The 16914-nt window shown below is 72.0% G+C and carries 23 protein-coding genes; 17 read left to right on the top strand and 6 right to left on the bottom strand.

Features of this window, described 5'->3' with window-relative positions; genetic code table 11:
* The first annotated feature begins 4 nt into the window (after positions 1 to 4).
* From cbiQ to ABD295_RS12080, 8 genes are all read left to right on the top strand, one after another.
* Positions 5 to 685: a cobalt ECF transporter T component CbiQ gene (gene cbiQ / locus ABD295_RS12115; protein WP_344303979.1), complete on the top strand. Its 681-nt coding sequence runs from the start codon at positions 5 to 7 to the stop codon at positions 683 to 685.
* Complete coding sequence (locus ABD295_RS12110) at positions 682 to 1434, top strand: energy-coupling factor ABC transporter ATP-binding protein (protein ID WP_344303978.1); 753 nt, start codon at positions 682 to 684, stop codon at positions 1432 to 1434. Before cbiQ ends, ABD295_RS12110 begins: the two co-directional genes overlap by 4 nt.
* Positions 1435 to 1447: 13 nt before the next feature.
* Positions 1448 to 1690 carry a DUF3618 domain-containing protein gene (locus tag ABD295_RS12105; RefSeq protein ID WP_344303977.1) on the top strand — a complete coding sequence of 81 codons (243 nt, stop codon included), beginning with the start codon at positions 1448 to 1450 and terminating at the stop codon, positions 1688 to 1690.
* A gap of 11 nt (positions 1691 to 1701) precedes the next feature.
* Positions 1702 to 2064, top strand: coding sequence for a GroES family chaperonin (locus ABD295_RS12100; RefSeq protein ID WP_344303976.1), 363 nt, complete (start codon positions 1702 to 1704; stop codon positions 2062 to 2064).
* Between the two features lie 9 nt (positions 2065 to 2073).
* Positions 2074 to 2520 carry a hypothetical protein gene (locus ABD295_RS12095; protein ID WP_344303975.1) on the top strand — a complete coding sequence of 149 codons (447 nt, stop codon included), beginning with the start codon at positions 2074 to 2076 and terminating at the stop codon, positions 2518 to 2520.
* A 22-nt stretch (positions 2521 to 2542) separates the two neighbouring features.
* Positions 2543 to 3193: an NADPH-dependent F420 reductase gene (locus tag ABD295_RS12090; RefSeq protein ID WP_344303974.1), complete on the top strand. Its 651-nt coding sequence runs from the start codon at positions 2543 to 2545 to the stop codon at positions 3191 to 3193.
* Between the two features lie 225 nt (positions 3194 to 3418).
* On the top strand, positions 3419 to 4618 hold the full coding sequence (locus ABD295_RS12085; protein ID WP_344303973.1) for an acyl-CoA dehydrogenase family protein: 1200 nt from the start codon (positions 3419 to 3421) through the stop codon (positions 4616 to 4618).
* Positions 4619 to 4720: 102 nt separating this feature from the next.
* On the top strand, positions 4721 to 5218 hold the full coding sequence (locus ABD295_RS12080; RefSeq protein WP_344303972.1) for a GtrA family protein: 498 nt from the start codon (positions 4721 to 4723) through the stop codon (positions 5216 to 5218).
* 14 nt (positions 5219 to 5232) lie between these two features.
* Here the strand turns inward: ABD295_RS12080 and ABD295_RS12075 are convergent, their stop codons facing one another.
* From ABD295_RS12075 to ABD295_RS12060, 4 genes are read right to left on the bottom strand one after another with little or no spacing between them, the layout of a single operon-like run.
* The gene (locus ABD295_RS12075; RefSeq protein WP_344303971.1) at positions 5233 to 5628 is read right to left on the bottom strand and encodes a hypothetical protein; all 396 of its coding nucleotides are present in this window, start codon (positions 5626 to 5628) and stop codon (positions 5233 to 5235) included.
* Positions 5625 to 6227, bottom strand: a complete 603-nt coding sequence (locus tag ABD295_RS12070) for a Maf family protein (protein ID WP_344303970.1) — start codon at positions 6225 to 6227, stop codon at positions 5625 to 5627. Before ABD295_RS12070 ends, ABD295_RS12075 begins: the two co-directional genes overlap by 4 nt.
* A gap of 27 nt (positions 6228 to 6254) precedes the next feature.
* Positions 6255 to 7268 (bottom strand): P1 family peptidase, encoded by a 1014-nt coding sequence (locus tag ABD295_RS12065; protein WP_344303969.1) that lies wholly within the window; start codon positions 7266 to 7268, stop codon positions 6255 to 6257.
* Positions 7265 to 9013 (bottom strand): alkaline phosphatase D family protein, encoded by a 1749-nt coding sequence (locus ABD295_RS12060; protein ID WP_344303968.1) that lies wholly within the window; start codon positions 9011 to 9013, stop codon positions 7265 to 7267. The genes ABD295_RS12065 and ABD295_RS12060 overlap by 4 nt, the downstream gene beginning before the upstream one ends.
* 89 nt (positions 9014 to 9102) lie before the next feature.
* On the opposite strand from ABD295_RS12060, the gene ABD295_RS12055 reads away from it, so the two are divergent.
* The 3 genes from ABD295_RS12055 (at position 9103) to ABD295_RS12045 (ending at position 10261) form a co-directional block, all read left to right on the top strand.
* Positions 9103 to 9219: a universal stress protein gene (locus ABD295_RS12055; protein WP_344303967.1), complete on the top strand. Its 117-nt coding sequence runs from the start codon at positions 9103 to 9105 to the stop codon at positions 9217 to 9219.
* Between the two features lie 18 nt (positions 9220 to 9237).
* Positions 9238 to 9378, top strand: a complete 141-nt coding sequence (locus ABD295_RS12050; protein WP_344303966.1) for a hypothetical protein — start codon at positions 9238 to 9240, stop codon at positions 9376 to 9378.
* 127 nt (positions 9379 to 9505) lie between these two features.
* Entirely contained in the window at positions 9506 to 10261 is a 756-nt protein-coding gene (locus ABD295_RS12045; RefSeq protein ID WP_344303965.1) for an MBL fold metallo-hydrolase, read from the top strand.
* Between the two features lie 14 nt (positions 10262 to 10275).
* Here ABD295_RS12045 and ABD295_RS12040 read toward each other — a convergent pair whose 3' ends face one another.
* Both ABD295_RS12040 and ABD295_RS12035 read right to left on the bottom strand, forming a co-directional pair.
* Entirely contained in the window at positions 10276 to 10509 is a 234-nt protein-coding gene (locus tag ABD295_RS12040) for an acyl-CoA carboxylase epsilon subunit (protein ID WP_344303964.1), read from the bottom strand.
* Complete coding sequence (locus ABD295_RS12035; RefSeq protein WP_344303963.1) at positions 10506 to 12134, bottom strand: acyl-CoA carboxylase subunit beta; 1629 nt, start codon at positions 12132 to 12134, stop codon at positions 10506 to 10508. Before ABD295_RS12035 ends, ABD295_RS12040 begins: the two co-directional genes overlap by 4 nt.
* A 19-nt stretch (positions 12135 to 12153) precedes the next feature.
* Here ABD295_RS12035 and ABD295_RS12030 point away from each other — a divergent pair, with 19 nt between their 5' ends.
* The 6 genes from ABD295_RS12030 (at position 12154) to purE (ending at position 16906) form a co-directional block, all read left to right on the top strand.
* On the top strand, positions 12154 to 12963 hold the full coding sequence (locus ABD295_RS12030) for a biotin--[acetyl-CoA-carboxylase] ligase (RefSeq protein ID WP_344303962.1): 810 nt from the start codon (positions 12154 to 12156) through the stop codon (positions 12961 to 12963).
* Between the two features lie 12 nt (positions 12964 to 12975).
* The gene (locus tag ABD295_RS12025) at positions 12976 to 13506 is read left to right on the top strand and encodes a PH domain-containing protein (protein ID WP_344303961.1); all 531 of its coding nucleotides are present in this window, start codon (positions 12976 to 12978) and stop codon (positions 13504 to 13506) included.
* Positions 13496 to 14533: an adenylate/guanylate cyclase domain-containing protein gene (locus ABD295_RS12020; protein ID WP_344303960.1), complete on the top strand. Its 1038-nt coding sequence runs from the start codon at positions 13496 to 13498 to the stop codon at positions 14531 to 14533. The genes ABD295_RS12025 and ABD295_RS12020 overlap by 11 nt, the downstream gene beginning before the upstream one ends.
* A 158-nt stretch (positions 14534 to 14691) precedes the next feature.
* On the top strand, positions 14692 to 15135 hold the full coding sequence (locus ABD295_RS12015) for a winged helix-turn-helix domain-containing protein (protein ID WP_344303959.1): 444 nt from the start codon (positions 14692 to 14694) through the stop codon (positions 15133 to 15135).
* A gap of 47 nt (positions 15136 to 15182) precedes the next feature.
* On the top strand, positions 15183 to 16364 hold the full coding sequence (locus ABD295_RS12010; RefSeq protein ID WP_344303958.1) for a 5-(carboxyamino)imidazole ribonucleotide synthase: 1182 nt from the start codon (positions 15183 to 15185) through the stop codon (positions 16362 to 16364).
* The gene (gene purE, locus ABD295_RS12005) at positions 16298 to 16906 is read left to right on the top strand and encodes a 5-(carboxyamino)imidazole ribonucleotide mutase (RefSeq protein ID WP_425574053.1); all 609 of its coding nucleotides are present in this window, start codon (positions 16298 to 16300) and stop codon (positions 16904 to 16906) included. Before ABD295_RS12010 ends, purE begins: the two co-directional genes overlap by 67 nt.
* Positions 16907 to 16914: the final 8 nt, after the last annotated feature.

Raw genomic sequence — 16914 nt, 5'->3', positions numbered from 1 at the left:
CCCGATGGGTGCCGGGCACGGTCACAAGCTCCACTTCCACGGTCACAGCGCGGTGCATCGCGCGCCGGCGCACCTCAAGATCCTCGCGCTGGTCGGTTTCATGCTGCTGGTGGTCGCGACCCCGCGTGAGTGGTGGCCGGCGTTCGCGGCGTACGCCGTCGTCGTGCTGGGCGTGATCGCGACGTCCGGGGTGCCGTTCGGCTACGTCGCCAAGCGCATGGTCGTCGAGGTGCCGTTCGTCGTCTTCGCCGTCCTGATGCCCTTCGTGGCCACCGGTCCCCGCGTCGAGGTGCTGGGCGTGTCGGTCTCGGAGCCCGGCCTCTGGGGCGCCTACGCCCTGCTGGCCAAGGGCACGATCGGCGTGATGAGCTCGCTGACCCTGGCGGCCACCACCGAGCCGCAGGAGCTGCTGCGCGGGCTCGAGCGGCTGCGGATGCCCGCGCTGATCGTGCAGATCATGGGCTTCATGGTCCGCTACCTCGACGTGGTGACCGGCGAGATGGGGCGGATGCTCGTCGCCATGAGGTCCCGCGGCTGCGATCCCCGCTCGCCCCGGCACTGGCCTGCGCTGGCGCGCTCGCTCGGCGCCCTCTTCGTGAGGTCCTACGAGCGCGGTGAACGGGTGCACCTGGCGATGCTGTCGCGCGGGTACGACGGCCGGATGCCGAAGGTGGACGCGCGGTGACTCCGGTGTTGGACGTGCAAGGTCTCGCCTACGCCTACCCCGACGGCCACCAGGCGCTCTTCGGTGTCGACCTCCACGTGCACCAGGGGGAGCGGGTCGCGCTCCTCGGCCCCAACGGCGCCGGCAAGACCACGCTCGTGCTGCACCTCAACGGCATCCTCACCGCGGGCGCCGGCTCGGTCTCGGTGAGCGGGCTCCCCGTGGGCAAGGAGCACCTCCGCGAGATCCGCCGACGCGTCGGCGTCGTCTTCCAGGACCCCGACGACCAGCTCTTCCTCGGGTCGGTCCGCCAGGACGTCGCGTTCGGGCCGGCCAACCTCGGGGTGCGCGGTGCCGAGCTCGACGCGCGGGTGATGACCGCCCTCGACCAGGTCGGGATGGCCGACTACGCCGACCGGCCGCCGCACCACCTCTCCTTCGGGCAGCGCCGCCGGGTCGCGGTCGCGACCGTGCTGGCGATGCAGCCCGAGGTCCTCGTCCTCGACGAGCCGTCGTCCAACCTCGACCCTGCCTCGCGCCGCGAGCTGGCCGACATCCTGCGCTCGCTGGACGTGACGGTGCTGATGGTCACCCACGACCTGCCCTACGCGCTCGAGCTGTGCCCGAGGTCGGTGGTGCTCAGCGACGGCGTCGTGGTGGCCGACGGGGCGACGTACGACGTCCTCACCGACGACACCCTGATGGCCGCGCACCGACTGGAGCTGCCGTTCGGCTTCGACCCGCGAACCGTCGTCCGGACGCCCCATTGATAGCCTGCCGGACGTGAGCGAGCTGTCGTCCCTCGAGCGTGAGATCGAAGAGACCAGGGAGCGGCTGGCGGGCACCATCGACGAGCTGGTCTTCCGGGCGAGTCCCAAGACCATCGTCTCCCGCGAGGTGGCCTCCGTGCGCGCGTTCTTCATCGCGCCGGACGGCACGCCGCGCACCGACAACATCCTCAAGGTCACCGGTGTCGTCGTCGGTGTGGTCGCGGTGATGGTCGGCGTGCGCCGGCTGACCCGCTGACCGGGGTTCCGATGGCCGACAAGTCGTCCCTCCAGCCCGGTCGGTCGAAGGCCGGAGCCAAGCTGCCGATCGAGATGCTCCACGACCGGGTCCTCGTCGAGCTCGACCGCGACGCCGGGGAGCGTCGCTCGGCCGGTGGCATCGTGATCCCGGCGACCGCGGCGATGGGCGCGCGCCGGCTGGCGTGGTCGCACGTGGTGGCGGTCGGGCCGAGCGCCCGCTTCGTCGAGACCGGTGACACCGTGCTGTTCGACCCCGAGGACAAGGCCGAGGTCGAGGTCCATGGCGAGGTCTACGTCGTCATGCGCGAGCGCGACGTGCACGCCGTCGCCGCCGACCGGCTCGGGGACTCCGCGACCGGGCTCTACCTCTAGGCGCTCGCGATGAGGGGTGAGGTCAGGCGGAAGGGTTTCTGGCACGAGCCGGACGCCCTGCCGACGTCCAAGGCGATCGCTCTGCAGACGTGGGCGCCGGTGACGATCGAGGTGCTGCTCGAGCGCGAGGGCCGCAAGATCACCGCGACAGACCTGGCGACCGAGGTGCAGTCGCGCAGCGGGGTCAGCACCAGCCACCCGCCGACCAGCTGGGTGCCTGACCTGCTGGTGGTGGTCGACCACCTGCGGACCCTCGAGGGCGAGCCGTCGCTGAGCGGTCTGGTCGGGGCCCCGCCCCCGCCGCCGCGCGCGACCCGGTCCTCCGGCGGCGGCCGCGCCGCCTCGCCGCGCGTCTCGGCGCCGCGCGCGCCGGCCAAGTCCGACCGGCCCGTCTCGACCTGCCCCCGCTGCTTCATGGCACTGCCGGCGACGGGCATCTGCGACACCTGCGACTGAGCTGACCACCAGGGGAGCGACCATGCGCATCACCGTCCTCGGCACCGGCATCGTCGGGCGCACCCTCGCCGGCCGCCTCGACCAGCTGGGCCACGAGGTCACGATCGGGACGAGGGACCCCGAGCGCACCCGCGCCGGCGAGGACTTCGCGTCGTGGTCGGCGGACGTGCCGTCCGTCGGGCTCGAGGCGTTCGGCGACGTGCCCGAGTCCGCTCTGTTCCTCAACGCCACCAACGGCGCCGGCAGCCTCGAGGCGCTCGCCGCCGTCGGCGACGACAGGCTCGACGGCCGGGTGCTGGTCGACGTCTCCAACCCGCTCGACTTCTCCGAGGGCTTCCCGCCCCGGTTGCTCGTCGTCGACACCGACTCGATGGCCGAGCAGATCCAGCGCGCCCACCCCGGAGCTCGCGTGGTCAAGACGCTCAACACCATGAACGCGTCGGTGATGGCCGACCCGGGTCGCCTCCCCGAGCCGACCACCGTGTTCGTGTCGGGCGACGACACCGACGCCAAGGCGACGGTGAGCGAGCTGCTGACCTCCCTCGGCCACACCGACGTCCTGGACCTGGGCGCCCTCGAGACCGCCCGCGGGGCCGAGATGTACGTCGCGCTCTGGATCCGCACCTGGCAGTCGCTGGGCACCCTCGACTTCAACCTCAAGATCGTGCGCTGATCTCGAGCAGGGCCTCCTGAGACGATTGTCTGGCGCCTCCTACTTAAGTATCATCTGGAGTGCTGTCGCGCGCGGTCACCACTGCGCAGGGGGTGCTCAAACGTTTGACAGCCGCCCCGACGTCAAGGGCCCGAGACCTTGGCGTCGGGGCTTTTCCCATTTCGGGGGTGGGTGAGCGCGGCGTGACGGTTAACAACCATTAACCTCCCGGGTTACCATCAGGGCATGACGTTCGAGCTGTCCCGTGAGCACGAGGAGTTTCGCCGGTCCGTCCGCGAGTTCGCGGAGGCCGAGATCGCGCCGTACGCCGCGCAGTGGGACCGCGACCACCACTTCCCGGTCGACGTGGTGCAGAAGATGGGCAAGCTCGGCCTGATGGGGCTGACCGCGCCGGAGGAGTACGGCGGCGCCGGGCTCAGCGGCGAGGACGGCGGCTTCACCAGCCTGTGCCTGGCGATCGAGGAGATCGGCCGGGTCGACCAGTCGATGGGGATCACGCTCGAGGCCGCCGTCGGCCTCGGCATCAACCCCGTGCTGACCTACGGCACCGCCGCCCAGAAGGAACGCTGGCTGCCCGACCTGGTGACCGGGCAGGCGCTGGCGGGCTTCGGTCTGACCGAGCCGGGCGCGGGCTCCGACGCCGGGGCCACGCGCACCAAGGCCGACCTCGTCGACGGCCACTGGGTGGTCAACGGCGCCAAGCAGTTCATCACCAACTCCGGCTCCGAGATCACCTCGCTCAACACGGTGACCGCGCGCACGGGTGCCCGCGACGACGGCCGCCCCGAGATCTCGACGATCATCGTGCCGACCGACACGCCCGGCTTCACCGCCGAGCCGGCGTACGACAAGCTCGGCTGGCACGCCTCCGACACCCACCCGCTGACCTACGTCGACGCACGCGTGCCCGAGGACCACCTGCTGGGCGAGCGGGGTCGCGGCTACGCGCAGTTCCTCGCCATCCTCGACGACGGCCGGGTCGCGATCGCCGCGCTGGCGGTCGGCTGCCTCCAGGCGATGCTCGACGCGTCGGTGGCGTACGCCGGCGAGCGGCAGACCTACGGTGGCCCGATCGGCCGCAAGCAGGGCGTGGCCTTCCAGGTCGCCGACCTCCAGGTGATGCTCGACGCCGCCCGGCTGCTGACCTACAAGGCCGCGGCGATGCGCGACGCGATGGAGGCCGGCTCGACCTCGGTGTCGGTCCAGGCGTTCAAGCAGGCGGCGTCGATCGCCAAGCTCTACTCCACGGAGTCGGCCGTCACGGCCACCCGGATCGCCACCCAGGTCTTCGGCGGCTACGGCTTCATGGAGGAGTACCCCGTCACCCGCTTCTACCGCGACGCCAAGGTCCTCGAGATCGGCGAGGGCACCTCCGAGGTCCAGCGGATGCTCATCGCCCGCGGGCTCGGCCTGCCGGTCGAGTAGGGCCGCGTCACCCGCCACCTTCGGCGCGCCCCGGGACGACCTGGCGGGAAGTTCCGACGCGCTGACGGGGTTCTGCTCCCCATGACGGTTAGCCTTGCGCGCGTGGGAGAGAGGTGGCACCGCTTCGCCGCGGAGGTCGGACGGTTCCTGGCCGTCGGCTTCGTGGCGACCGTGGTCGCCCTGATCCTCTTCAACCTGCTGGTCCACGGCTTCAACACCGGCAGCTTCGCCCCGCTCAACGGGCAGCCCGAGCTCGCCTACCTGATCGCCAACGGCGTGGGCATGGTGATCAGCTATCACTACACCAAGGTGTGGGCCTTCCAGCACCGCGAGACGCGGATGGCCGACGGCGGGGTGGCGGCGTACGTCGGCATCAACCTGATGACGATGCTGATCCCGATCACCTGCCTGTGGATCAGCCGCAACGTGATGGGTCTCGACGATCCGGTGTCCGACAACCTCTCGGCCAACGTCATCGGCCTCGGGCTCGCCAACGCGGCGAGGTTCTTCCTGTTCCGAGGGCTGGTGTTCAGGCGGCCGATCGGCGAGGAGCCGCTCGTCACGTGGCGCCGCACCCGCGAGAAAGACCCGACGATCTAGCCCGGCGGCCGCCGTCAGAGGTGATCGGGCACGATCAGCGCGTCCGGGTCCGCCCGTGGCGGCACCTGCGACAGCGCGAGCTGCACCAGCGCCACTCGCGCCTTGAGCAGCACCTTGGCGCGCAGGCCGCTCGTGTCCGCGCCGGTCTGCTCGATCGCGGCCACCACCTGCTCGTCGGTGTACGTCGGACGGCTGCCGATCGGCACCTCGACGTCAGGGAGCGCGACGAGGACGGCCAGCAGCTGGTCGCCCAGCCCGTCCAGGAGCTGGAACCGCTGGAACCGGGTCAACGCCAGCCACGCCTCGTCCGGGGTGCGGCGGCCCTTGCGCACGTCCTTGTCCTGCGCCGCGAGGACGCTCTTCGCGGCGCCCTCGAGCGCGGCGGTCAGCTCCCGTTCGGTGAATCTCATGCTCCGGCCTCCCACAGGTCCGTCCACGTGTGCCCGAGCTCGGCGAGCAGGTCGCGCAGCAACGGCAGGCTCAGGCCGACGACGTTGTGGTGGTCGCCCTCGATGCGGGCCACGAACGCGCCCCCGAGTCCGTCGACGGTGAAGGCGCCCGCCACCTGGAGGGGCTCGCCGGTGGCGACGTACGCCGCGATCTCGTCGTCGCTCACGTCGGCGAAGTGCACGGTCGTGGACGCCGTCGCGGCGGCGACGCGGCCGGTCGTCACCTCGCGCAGGCAGTGCCCGGTGTGCAGCACCCCGCTGGTGCCCCGCATCTCGCGCCAGCGGACGGTCGCCTCGTCGGCGTCCCCGGGCTTGCCGAGCGCCCGCCCGTCGTGCTCGAGCACCGAGTCGCACCCGAGCACCAGCGCGGCACCGTCGGGGAGGGGGCCCTCGGCCACGGCGGCGCACTTCAGCTCGGCCAGCTGCAGGGCCAGCTCGGCCGGCGGCAAGCCGTCGAGCTGCGACTCGTCGACCCCCGACACGATCACCTCAGGCTCGACTCCTGCCTGCCGCAGCGTCTTGAGGCGGGCGGGGGAGGCGGACGCGAGGACGAGCTGCACGCGCCAGACGCTACCGACACCGCCGACTCAGGCGAACGCCGACGGGAGCACGTCGCGGTAGCACCGCAGGTCACCGGCCGACGTGGCAGCCACCATCGCGCGGGCGATCGCCCGCGTGACGACGTCGGCCGCGGCGCCCAGCAGGGCGTGGAGGACCAGCAGGTCGGGCTCGGGGCGGGTGCCGGTCGCCAGCGCGAAGACGGTGTCGCCGTCGAGCATGGTGTGCACCGGGTTGATCGCCCGCGCGATCCCGTCGTGGCCGAGCCCGGCCACCTTCGCGCACTGCGCCTTGGTGAGCGTCGCGTCGGTGGCGACGACGGCCAGGGTGGTCGCCTGACCAGGCGGGGGGAGGGCCGATGCGGCCGCGACCTCGGCGTACGCCGCCAGGTCGGCCGGGTCCGGGGCCCGCATGGGCGGCAGGTCGCCCGGCACGCAGTGCCGCGCCGCCCACAGCTCACCGGTGGCCGGGTCGAAGGGTGAGCCGACCGCGTTGACCACCACGATGGCACCGACCGTCGTGCCGTCGCCCAGGACCGTCGAGGCCGTGCCCACACCGCCCTTGAGACCGCCCGCCTTGGCGCCCGTGCCGGCGCCGACGCTGCCTTCGGCCACCTCGGTGGTGGCCGCGGCGTACGCCTCGGCGCCGTGGGCGGCGTCAGGGGCATGGCCGAACACCCCGCCGCGGCCGAGGTCGAAGACGACCGCGGCCGGCACGATCGGCACCACCTCGCCGGGTCGTGGCGGCACCCCGACAGGGAAGCCGACGCCGTCGGCGAGCAGCGCCCTGGCCACACCGTCAGCGGCCGCGAGACCGAGCGCCGACCCGCCCGTGAGCACGACGGCGTGCACCCGGTCGACCAGGTTGCGCGGGTCGAGGAGGTCGGTCTCGCGGGTGCCGGGACCGCCGCCCCGGACGTCGACGCCGGCGACGGCGCCCTCCGGCGGCGGCAGCACCACGGTGACGCCGGTCAGCCAGCCGTCGCCGACCCGCTGCACCTGGCCGACCCGGATGCCGCTGACGTCCGTGATCGACCCGCTCACGTGACCAGGACTTCCTCGACCTGCGCGAACCGCGGCCGCTCGTGGTCGCCGTTCTCCACCTCACCCGTGCCCCACCACATCCGCAGGCCCTCGCCCGGTCGCACCTCGAGGGTGGCGATGTTGTTGTCGAACCACGGCCCCTCGAGGAGCCGCCAGCTGACCGGGGCGTTCGGCACCTTCGCCGAGGCGGCCACGACGTGCCCGATCGGCCCGGCGACGCCGTAGGACAGCGCGGCCGTCGCGAACCGCACCGCACGCGGCAGCGGGTTGCGGATCGGCGAGCAGACGGCCTGGATGAAGCGGCCGTGGATGGGCTCGCCCTCCTTCGGCCGGGCCTCGGACACATAGCTGTGGTGCACGTCGCCGCCGAGGAAGGTGACCGTGCGGGGCGTGGGCCCGCGCTTGCCGCGCAGCACCTCGAGGACGATGTCGCAGACCTGCTGGAAGCCCTTCTGGAAGGCGGCCCAGTGCTCGAGGTCGACGTGCTGGCGCAGCGCCTCACCGGCCTTGGCGCCGAGCCCCTTGCCCCAGCCGCCGCTGGCCAGCGCCTCGCTGAACGCCTCGACGTAGTGCAGTCCCGGCGAGAGCAGGAACGGCAGCGAGGAGCCGACCAGCACGTGCTCGAAGCCACCCGTCATCCGCTCGTCGAACCACGCCATCTCGTCGTCGTCGAGCATCGCCCGGCGCTCAGGGTCGAGCACCCGCGCGGCCCTCGAGTCGACGACCAGGAGCCGGGCCTGTTCGCCGAAGTCCCGGCAATAGCTCCACCGGTACGTCGTCGGCTCCTGGTCGGCCTTCTCGGCCAGCGCACGCAGCAGGTCGGTGGCGTCGTACTCCTCGCCGTCGCCGACCTCCTTGGCGTGGCCCAGGATCTGCTGCCACGGCTCGTCCTCCTCACGTTCGGCCGGGGTGAGGTTGCCGAGGTGCTGGTAGACCCAGTACGACGCCAGGCCGGTGACGATGCGCTCGTGCCACCACTCGGTGGCCTCCATCTCGCGCTTCCAGCTCAGCGAGGTGTTCCAGTCGTCACGGATGTCGTGGTCGTCGAAGATCATCGCGCTGGGCACCGTCGACAGCAGCCACCTGTTGGCGGGGTCGGTCCAGGCGATCCGGTAGAGCTCGGCGTACTCCTGGTAGTCCTTGAGCTCCTCGCCGGGCGGCTCCTCGATGTCGCGCCGCGCCTCGATGAACTGCCGCATCTCCTCGGTGGTCTCGTCGGCGTACACCTGGTCGCCGAGGAAGAGCACCATGTCGGGCCACCGGACCTCGCCGCCGGGATCGGGGTCGTCCGGGTGGCTGCCGTCGGTGATGCCGGCCATGCGCAGCGCATAAGCACGGAGGGCGTCGACGCCGTGCTTGCGGTTGCCCGCCTCGTCGTGCGAGACCGACGTCCGGCAGGACCCGAAGGCGAGCCGCAGCGGCTTGCCGTGGTCGAGGGTCGGGATCAGCGACGGCGGGTAGGGCGAGTCCTCCAGCGGCCAGACCTGCAAGCCGTCGATCGTCACCGTGTAGGGGTACTTCTGACCGGGCGCCAGCCCCTCCAGCCAGACGAGCGCGTAGTGGTGGCCGTGCACCGAGAAGGTGGGCGCCTCGGCGCGGTGCCCGCTCGCGTCCACGGTGACCCGGCCCGCCGAGGCGGTCTCGACCCAGATCGTCGCGGTGGTCTCGTCGACGTGGCGCAGGAGCGGGCCGAGCACGAGGCGCTGATCCGGCTCGGGGTCGAGGTCGGCGAGGAGGTCGGTCACATGCCTCACCCGACCACGTGTCGCGCGCGCGGACAAGCCACCCTGCGGGTGGGGGCGACGACCTCCGGGGTGCAGGAGGCGGTGCCCAGGTGCTGGTGACCGGCATGCGGCACCGCACTCCCGTCGGCAAGATGATCCTGGGTAGCGTCGCCCAGCAGGTGCTGCTCGCTGCTCCGCGTCCTGCGCTGGCGGTGAAACCGAAGTAGGTCCTGGGAGGTGGCCACGTGTCGACAGCCGACGCTCTCGTGGTCGCCTTGGTGGTCGGCACGCGCTTTGTCGCGCCGATGTTCATCCTGCGGTTCCCGCTGCCCGCGATCCTCGTCTGCCTGGACTGCCCGAGCAGGACTCGTTCCTGCTCGTGGTGATGCTGTCGTTGATGGCCACGATGTTCGACCGCGGTCGCGACACGCGGCCCCCGGTCGACCCCCCCGCGCACCCCTTCCGTGAGGCGCGGTCGCAGTGGGCCGAGCGGCGGGTGGGTACGTCGAGCGCATGACCGACGAGGTGACCTGGATCGGGCACGCCGCCACGCTGGTGGAGATCGACGGGGTGCGCGTGCTGGCCGACCCCCTGCTGACGCGCCGGATCGGCCACCTGCGCCGCCGCGGACCGCTCCCGGACGCCGGCGTACGCCGCTGCGACCTGGTGGTGGTCTCGCACGCGCACAACGACCACCTGCACCGCCGTTCGCTGCGCCGGGTGGCGGCTGCGTCGCCGGGCGTCCCCGTCGTGGTGCCGCGCGGGGCGGCGGCGTACGTGCTCGGACTCGGCCTCGGCGTCGTGATCGAGGTGTCGCCGGGTGACGACGTCGAGGTCGCCGGGGTCAGGCTGCACGTCACCGACGCGCTCCACCACGGCGGACGGGGACGTCGCGACCGGGGCAGCACCGAGACGGTCGGGTACGTCGTCGAGCGGGCCGGCCGGCGCTGCTACCTCGCCGGCGACACCGACCTCTTCGAGGCGATGTCCGCGCTCGGCCCGATCGACCTCGCCTGCATCCCGATCTTCGGTTGGTGGAAGAAGCTGGGTCCCGGTCACCTCGACCCGGAGAGCGCTGCCGAGGCGGTCGCCCGCGTGGACCCGCAGCGGGTGCTGCCGATCCACTGGGGCACGTACGCCCCCGAGGACCTCGGCCTGGTGACGGGGTGGCTCGCCGAGCCGGGTGCCCGCTTCGCCCGCGCCCTGACCGAGCGAGGTCTCGGCGACCGCCTGCTCAGGCTCGAGCCGGGGCAGACGGCGCCCTGGTGACGCGAGTCGGCGGGTCAGCGGGGGAGGCCGCTGAGTCGCCAACCCTCGGGCCCGGGCCGGTGGGTACGCCGGACCAGGCGGGCGGGCCTGTTCCAAGCCGGGGCCGGCTTCGGCGGGAGCGGCGTGGAACCCGACCCGAGCGCGGCGAAGACCGCCACGATCGCGGCGATCTCCTCCGGCGTCGCGTCGGGCGTGAGGATCCTGAGGACGGGCTGGTCCGCGGTCGGATCGTTCTGGCCCGCGCTCACAGGGGGATGTTCCCGTGCTTCTTGGGCGGCAACGTCTCGCGCTTGGTGCGCAGCAGCCGCAGCGCGCGGACGACCTCGATGCGGGTCTCGTGGGGGGTGATGACCGCGTCGACGTAGCCGCGCTCGGCGGCGATGTAGGGGTTGGCGAGGGTGTCCTCGTAGTAGGCGGTGAACTCGGCGCGGGCGGCGGCCGGGTCCTCGGCGGCCGCGAGCTCCTTGCGGTAGAGGATGTTCACCGCGCCCTGGGCGCCCATCACGGCGATCTGCGCGCTCGGCCAGGCGAGGTTGATGTCGGCGCCGAGGTGCTTGGAGCCCATGACGTCGTACGCACCGCCGTAGGCCTTGCGGGTGATGACGGTGACCAGGGGGACGGTGGCCTCGGCGTAGGCGTAGATCAGCTTGGCGCCGCGGCGGATGATGCCGTCCCACTCCTGGTCGGTGCCGGGCAGGAAGCCTGGCACGTCCACGAAGGTCAGCACCGGGATGTTGAAGGCGTCGCAGAAGCGGACGAAGCGAGCAGCCTTCTCCGACGCGTCGATGTCGAGGGTGCCGGCCAGCTGCGAGGGCTGGTTGGCCACGACGCCGACCGGATGGCCCTCGACGCGGCCGAAGCCGACCAGGATGTTGGGCGCGAAGAGCGCCTGGACCTCGAGGAACTCTTCGTCGTCCACGACCGCCTGGATGACCTCGTGCATGTCGTAGGGCTGGTTGGGGCTGTCGGGGACCAGCGTGTCGAGCGTCCGGTCGAGGTCGGTGACGTCAGGGTCGGCGACCTCGTCGTACACCGACGCGGGATCGAGGTTGTTCTGGGGCAGGTAGGACAGCAGCGCCTTGACGTACTCGATCGCGTCGTCCTCGTCGGTGCCGAGGTAGTGGGCGTTGCCCGACTTGGTGTTGTGGGTGCGGGCGCCGCCGAGCTCCTCCATCGAGACGTCCTCGCCGGTGACGGTCTTGATCACGTCGGGACCGGTGATGAACATGTTGGAGGTCTTGTCGACCATGATCGTGAAGTCGGTGACGGCGGGGGAGTAGACGTGGCCGCCCGCGCAGGAGCCCATGATCATCGAGATCTGCGGGATGACCCCCGAGGCGTGCACGTTGCGGCGGAAGATCTCGCCGTAGAGGCCGAGCGAGACCACGCCCTCCTGGATCCGCGCGCCGGCGCCCTCGTTGATGCCGATGATCGGGCAGCCGGTCTTCATCGCCAGGTCCATGACCTTGGTGATCTTCTCGCCGTACACCTCACCGAGCGATCCGCCGAACACGGTGAAGTCCTGGGAGAACACGCACACCTGGCGGCCGTCGATGGTGCCGTAGCCGGTCACCACGCCGTCGCCGTAAGGCCGGTTCTTCTCGAGCCCGAAGGTCACCGCGCGGTGCCGGGCCAGCTCGTCCAGCTCGACGAAGGAGCCCTCGTCGAAGAGCAGCGCGATCCGCTCCCGGGCGGTCTTGCGGCCCTTGGCGTGCTGCTTCTCGATCGCCTTCGCCGACCCCGCGTGCACGGCCTCGTCGAGCCGCCGCTCCAGGTCGGCCAGCTTGCCGGCCGTGGTGTGGATGTCGATGCCGGAGTCTTCGGTGGGCAGGTCTGTTCCTTCACCTGGCTTGGGTGCAGCCTCAGCGGTCATAGTGCGCCAATCTAGTCCCGTGAGCAGAGACCTCCCCGATCGCCCGCCCCTCGACGTCGAGAGACTCCGCGCCCGGCTCGCAGGGTCGTACGACGTGGAGGTGGTCGACGCCGCACCGTCCACCAACGCGCTGGTGGCCGAGCGGGCGCGGGGTGGCGCGGCCGAGGGACTGGTGGTCGTCGCGGAGCACCAGACGGCCGGCCGTGGCCGCCTGGACCGCACCTGGACGACGCCCGACCGCTCGGCCCTGACCTTCTCGGTGCTGCTGCGACCCGACGTCCCGGCGGAGTCCTGGCCGTGGCTGCCGCTGCTGACGGGCGTGGCCGTGGTCAGGTCGCTGCGTGACTCGGGCGCGACGACGGCGCAGCTGAAGTGGCCCAACGACGTGCTGCTCAGCACCCGCAAGACCGCCGGTCTGCTGGTCGAGCGCGTCGACACGCCTGGCGGCCCGGCTGCCGTGGTCGGCATCGGTCTCAACGTCTCGCTGACCGCCGCCGAGCTGCCGGTCGAGTCGGCGACGTCGCTGTGGCACGAAGGCACCACCGTCGACCGCACCGACCAGCTGGCCGGCGTCCTCTCCCGCCTGTGGGAGGAGTACGACGCGTGGCGCGCCGCCGACGGCGACGCGGACCGCTCCGGGCTCGCTGCGGCGTACGCCGGGCTCTGCAGCACGCTGGGGCGCGACGTGCGCGTCGACCTGCCGACCGGCGAGGTGCTCGTCGGCGAGGCGGTGCGGATCGCGGCGGGGGGCGGCCTGGTCGTGCGCACCGGCACGGGCGAGACGACGGTCGGCGCAGGCGATGTCGTTCACGTCCGGCCCGGCGGGTGACACAATCCCCGCGTGGCCTTTCCGGAGAAGCTGCTCAACCAGGGCGAGCACGTCATCGTCTCGACGCGCACCCACCCCAAGGCACTGATCTTTCCGACGCTGATCGCCATCGTGACCGTGGTGGTCGCGATCGTGATCAGCTCGCTGGCCAGCGGCACCGCGATCATCCAGTGGGTGGTGTGGATCCTGGCCGTCGTGGTGCTGTTCTGGTTCTTCGTGCGCCCGCTGGTCGCGTGGATCACGACGACCTACACCTTCACCAACCGGCGCTTCGTCAAGCGCAGCGGCTTCATCGCCAAGGAGGGGCGGGTGATCCCGCTCAACCGGATCAGCGGCGTCGACTTCGAGATCGGGGTCATCGACCGCATCTTCGGCTGCGGCACGCTGGTGGTGTCCGACGCCAGCCAGGACGGCCGGGTCCTCCTCAACGACATCCCCAAGGTCGAGCAGGTGCAGACGCGCGTCGCCGACGAGCTGCACCACTTGACCGGTGGCGACTCTCCCGACCGGCGGGAGTCCGAGCGTCGGGATGATGGCTCCTGACCCAGATGCCGCGCCCCCACCGGCTGGGCAGCCGGCCGAGGAGAAGACCGGCCCGGCGGCGTACACGCGCGAGGAGCTCGAGCACGCGATCCTCGGTGCCGACTTCCTGGAGACCACCGACGAGGTGACCGCCGGCTCGGGGCTGACCCTCGAGCAGGCGCGACGGCTCTGGCGCGCGCTGGGTTTCCCGGAGCGGGTCTTGGAGATGGGCTACTCCGCGGCCGATGTCGATGCGGTGGCCAAGGTCGGCGCCGTGGTGGACAGCGGCGCGATCGACTTCGACATGGCGGTCAACCTCACCCGGGCCGTCGGGCAGACCATGGCCCGGCTGGCCGACTGGGAGGTCGCCACGCTGATCAGCCGGGTGGAGCAGCTCGAGGCCTCGCCGGAGGCGACGGGGAGCCGCCTCGGGTCGGCGCTGCGGATCGTCGAGGAGGTCAACGGCCCGTTCGAGGGCCTGCTGACCTACGCCTGGCGCCGCCACCTCGCCGCCGCGGTCGCGCGCGTGGAGGCCATGGGGGCCAACGAGGAGGACCTGCACACCACTGCGGTGACCGTCGGGTTCGCCGACATCGTCGCCTTCACCGAGCTCTCCAACCGGCTCGACGAGGACCGGCTCGGCGACCTGATCGAGCTCTTCGAGTCCCGCTGCCACGACGTGGTCTCGGGTCTCGGGGGCCGGGTGATCAAGAGCATCGGCGACTCGGTGCTGTTCGTGAACGAGAGTGCCGAGCCGGCGATCGAGACAGCCGAGGGGATCATCAACGTGGTCGGCCGGGACGCCCGGATGCCGGACGTCCGCGTCGGCCTGGCGAGCGGCTCGGTGATCATGCGGCTGGGCGACGTGTTCGGCCCCCCGGTCAACCTGGCGTCACGGCTGACGGCCGTCGCGCGCCGCAACCGGGTGATCATCGACGACGCCACGGCCGCGCTGCTGTCACCGGAGCGCTTCGAGACCCGCCGCCTGACCGCTCGGCCGGTGCGTGGCTTCGGTCTCGTCGAGCCCGTCGCCGTACGCCGCGTCTGAGGCCCCGAAGGGGTCCCTCCGGCGGCGCACATGCCGCCTGACGTGCGACAACGCCGACTATGACGCCAATGTCTCGATGTCGAGGAACTGTCTGGACGAATGGGAAAACTTCTGCCAAAACCCCCTCGCGGGAGGGCTGGGATTCCTACCTTGGTCTCGTGCATTCCGTTCAAGACGTCCGCCTGGACCCGCTGACCCGCAAGGTGTGGCGCGGGGACAGCGAGATCGTGTTCTCGCGCAAGGAGTTCGACCTCCTCCATGCGCTCATCAGCCGCGCCGGCGAGATCGTCTCGCGCGACGCGCTGATGCGTGACGTCTGGGACACCACCTTCTGGACCTCGTCGAAGACGATCGACGTCCACCTGGGCTGGGTGCGCCGCAAGCTCGGTGACGACAGCCGCCGCCCGAGCCTGATCACCACGATCCGCGGCAAGGGCCTGCGTTTCGAGACCAGCACGCCGGCCGCGCCGGCCACGACCACCTTGGCGGCGGCCGCGCCCGCCGCGCCCGCCGCGCACGCCAACGGCCACAGCGCGGCCCACGGCGCGCGAGCCGGACACACCAAGAAGCACGCCTCCGCGATGACCACGAAGGTCGGCTGACACCAGCCCGGTCCGGGCCCTCGTCCGGGCGCGGCTAGCCTCGTCGCATGCCGTACGCCGCCGCCTCCGAGCGCGCTCCGACGCTCGCGATCGTGGGGGGCGGCCAGCTGGCCCGCATGATGGCGCAGCCCGCGATCGCGATGGGCCTGCCGCTGCGGCTGCTCGCCGAGGCCGAGGGGGTCTCGGCCGCCCAGGTGATCCCCGACCACCAGGTGGGCGACTACCGCGACCTGCCCACCCTGCAGATGCTCGTGGAGGGCTGTGCGGTGGTGACCTTCGACCACGAGCACGTGCCGACCGAGCACCTGCACGCCCTCGAGGACGGTGGCGTCGCCGTCCGGCCAGGACCCGAGGCGCTCGTGCACGCCCAGGACAAGGCGGTGATGCGCACGCGACTCGGCGCGCTCGGGGTCCCGTGCCCCAGGAACGCCGTCGTCGCGGACGCCGCCGACGTCGAGACGTTCGGCTTCCCGGCGGTCCTCAAGACCACGCGCGGAGGGTACGACGGCAAAGGGGTGTGGGTGGCTCGGTCGGCCGAGGACTGCGCCCCGGCCTTCGCTGCTGCAGCGGCCGACACCTCGGGCCGGGTGCGCATCCTCGCGGAGGAGCTGGTCGACTTCCGTCGCGAGCTGTCGGCCCTGGTGGCCCGTTCGCCGAGCGGCCAGGCGGCGGCGTACCCCGTCGTGCAGACCACCCAGGTCGACGGCATCTGCCGCGAGGTGGTCGCCCCCGCGCCCGACCTCGCCCCGGCCCTGTCGCTCCAGGCCCAGGAGATCGCGCTCACCGTGGCAGGCGCCCTGGACGTGACCGGGATCCTGGCCGTGGAGCTCTTCGAGACCACAGACGGCCGGATCCTCGTCAACGAGCTCGCGATGCGGCCCCACAACACCGGTCACTGGAGCCAGGACGGCGCGGTGACCTCGCAGTTCGAGAACCACCTGCGCGCCGTCCTCGACCTGCCGCTGGGCTCACCGGTGGCCCGCGAGACCTGGACCGTCATGGTCAACATCCTCGGCGGGCAGGAGGACGCGGGCCGGCTGTGGGACGGCTATCCGCACGCCCTGGCCCGCGACCCGCGACTGCGGGTGCACCTCTACGGCAAGGACCTGCGGCCGGGCCGCAAGGTGGGACACGTGAACGCCTATGGCGACGACCTGGATGATTGCCTCGACCGCGCCCGGCACGCGGCCGCGTGGTTCGCCGGGGAGCTGGGAGACGAGAGCGAGTGAGTGACCGGATGAGTGACCGGGTGAGTGACCGGGCGAGCGTGGGCATCGTGATGGGCTCGGACTCCGACTGGCCGGTGATGAAGGCCGCGGCCGAGGCGCTGGCGGAGTTCGACGTGGCCTACGAAGCCGACGTCGTGTCGGCGCACCGGATGCCCGAGGCGATGCTGGAGTACGGCCGCACCGCCGCCGACCGCGGGCTCTCGGTGATCATCGCGGGAGCCGGCGGGGCCGCCCACCTGCCGGGGATGCTCGCCTCGGTGACGCCGCTGCCCGTGGTCGGTGTGCCCGTCCCGCTGAAGCACCTCGACGGGATGGACTCCCTGCTCTCGATCGTGCAGATGCCGGCCGGGGTGCCCGTTGCCACCGTCTCGATCGGCGGCGCCCGCAACGCGGGCCTGCTCGCCGTCCGCATCCTCGCGGCCTCCGACCCGGTCCTGCGCGAGCGCGTCACCGCGTTCCAGGACGACCTGCGCCGCACGGCCGAGGAGAAGGGCGAGTCCGTGCGCTCCGCCGCGTCCCCGGGTCGCCGCGCCGGTTTCTGAGCCGTCCG

The organism is Nocardioides bigeumensis, from assembly GCF_039531755.1.
Taxonomy (GTDB): Bacteria; Actinomycetota; Actinomycetes; order Propionibacteriales; family Nocardioidaceae; genus Nocardioides; species Nocardioides bigeumensis.
This window is presented reverse-complemented; position numbering and strand designations above follow the sequence as displayed.

Coding starts and splice junctions, on each gene's coding strand:
- ABD295_RS12045 (WP_344303965.1), top strand. CDS start 9,506: ATGACCGACGAGGTGACCTGGATCGGGCACGCCGCCACGCTGGTGGAG.
- ABD295_RS12085 (WP_344303973.1), top strand. CDS start 3,419: ATGACGTTCGAGCTGTCCCGTGAGCACGAGGAGTTTCGCCGGTCCGTC.
- cbiQ (WP_344303979.1), top strand. CDS start 5: ATGGGTGCCGGGCACGGTCACAAGCTCCACTTCCACGGTCACAGCGCG.
- ABD295_RS12100 (WP_344303976.1), top strand. CDS start 1,702: ATGGCCGACAAGTCGTCCCTCCAGCCCGGTCGGTCGAAGGCCGGAGCC.
- ABD295_RS12020 (WP_344303960.1), top strand. CDS start 13,496: ATGGCTCCTGACCCAGATGCCGCGCCCCCACCGGCTGGGCAGCCGGCC.
- ABD295_RS12090 (WP_344303974.1), top strand. CDS start 2,543: ATGCGCATCACCGTCCTCGGCACCGGCATCGTCGGGCGCACCCTCGCC.
- ABD295_RS12095 (WP_344303975.1), top strand. CDS start 2,074: ATGAGGGGTGAGGTCAGGCGGAAGGGTTTCTGGCACGAGCCGGACGCC.
- ABD295_RS12075 (WP_344303971.1), bottom strand. CDS start 5,628: ATGAGATTCACCGAACGGGAGCTGACCGCCGCGCTCGAGGGCGCCGCG.
- ABD295_RS12010 (WP_344303958.1), top strand. CDS start 15,183: ATGCCGTACGCCGCCGCCTCCGAGCGCGCTCCGACGCTCGCGATCGTG.
- ABD295_RS12035 (WP_344303963.1), bottom strand. CDS start 12,134: ATGACCGCTGAGGCTGCACCCAAGCCAGGTGAAGGAACAGACCTGCCC.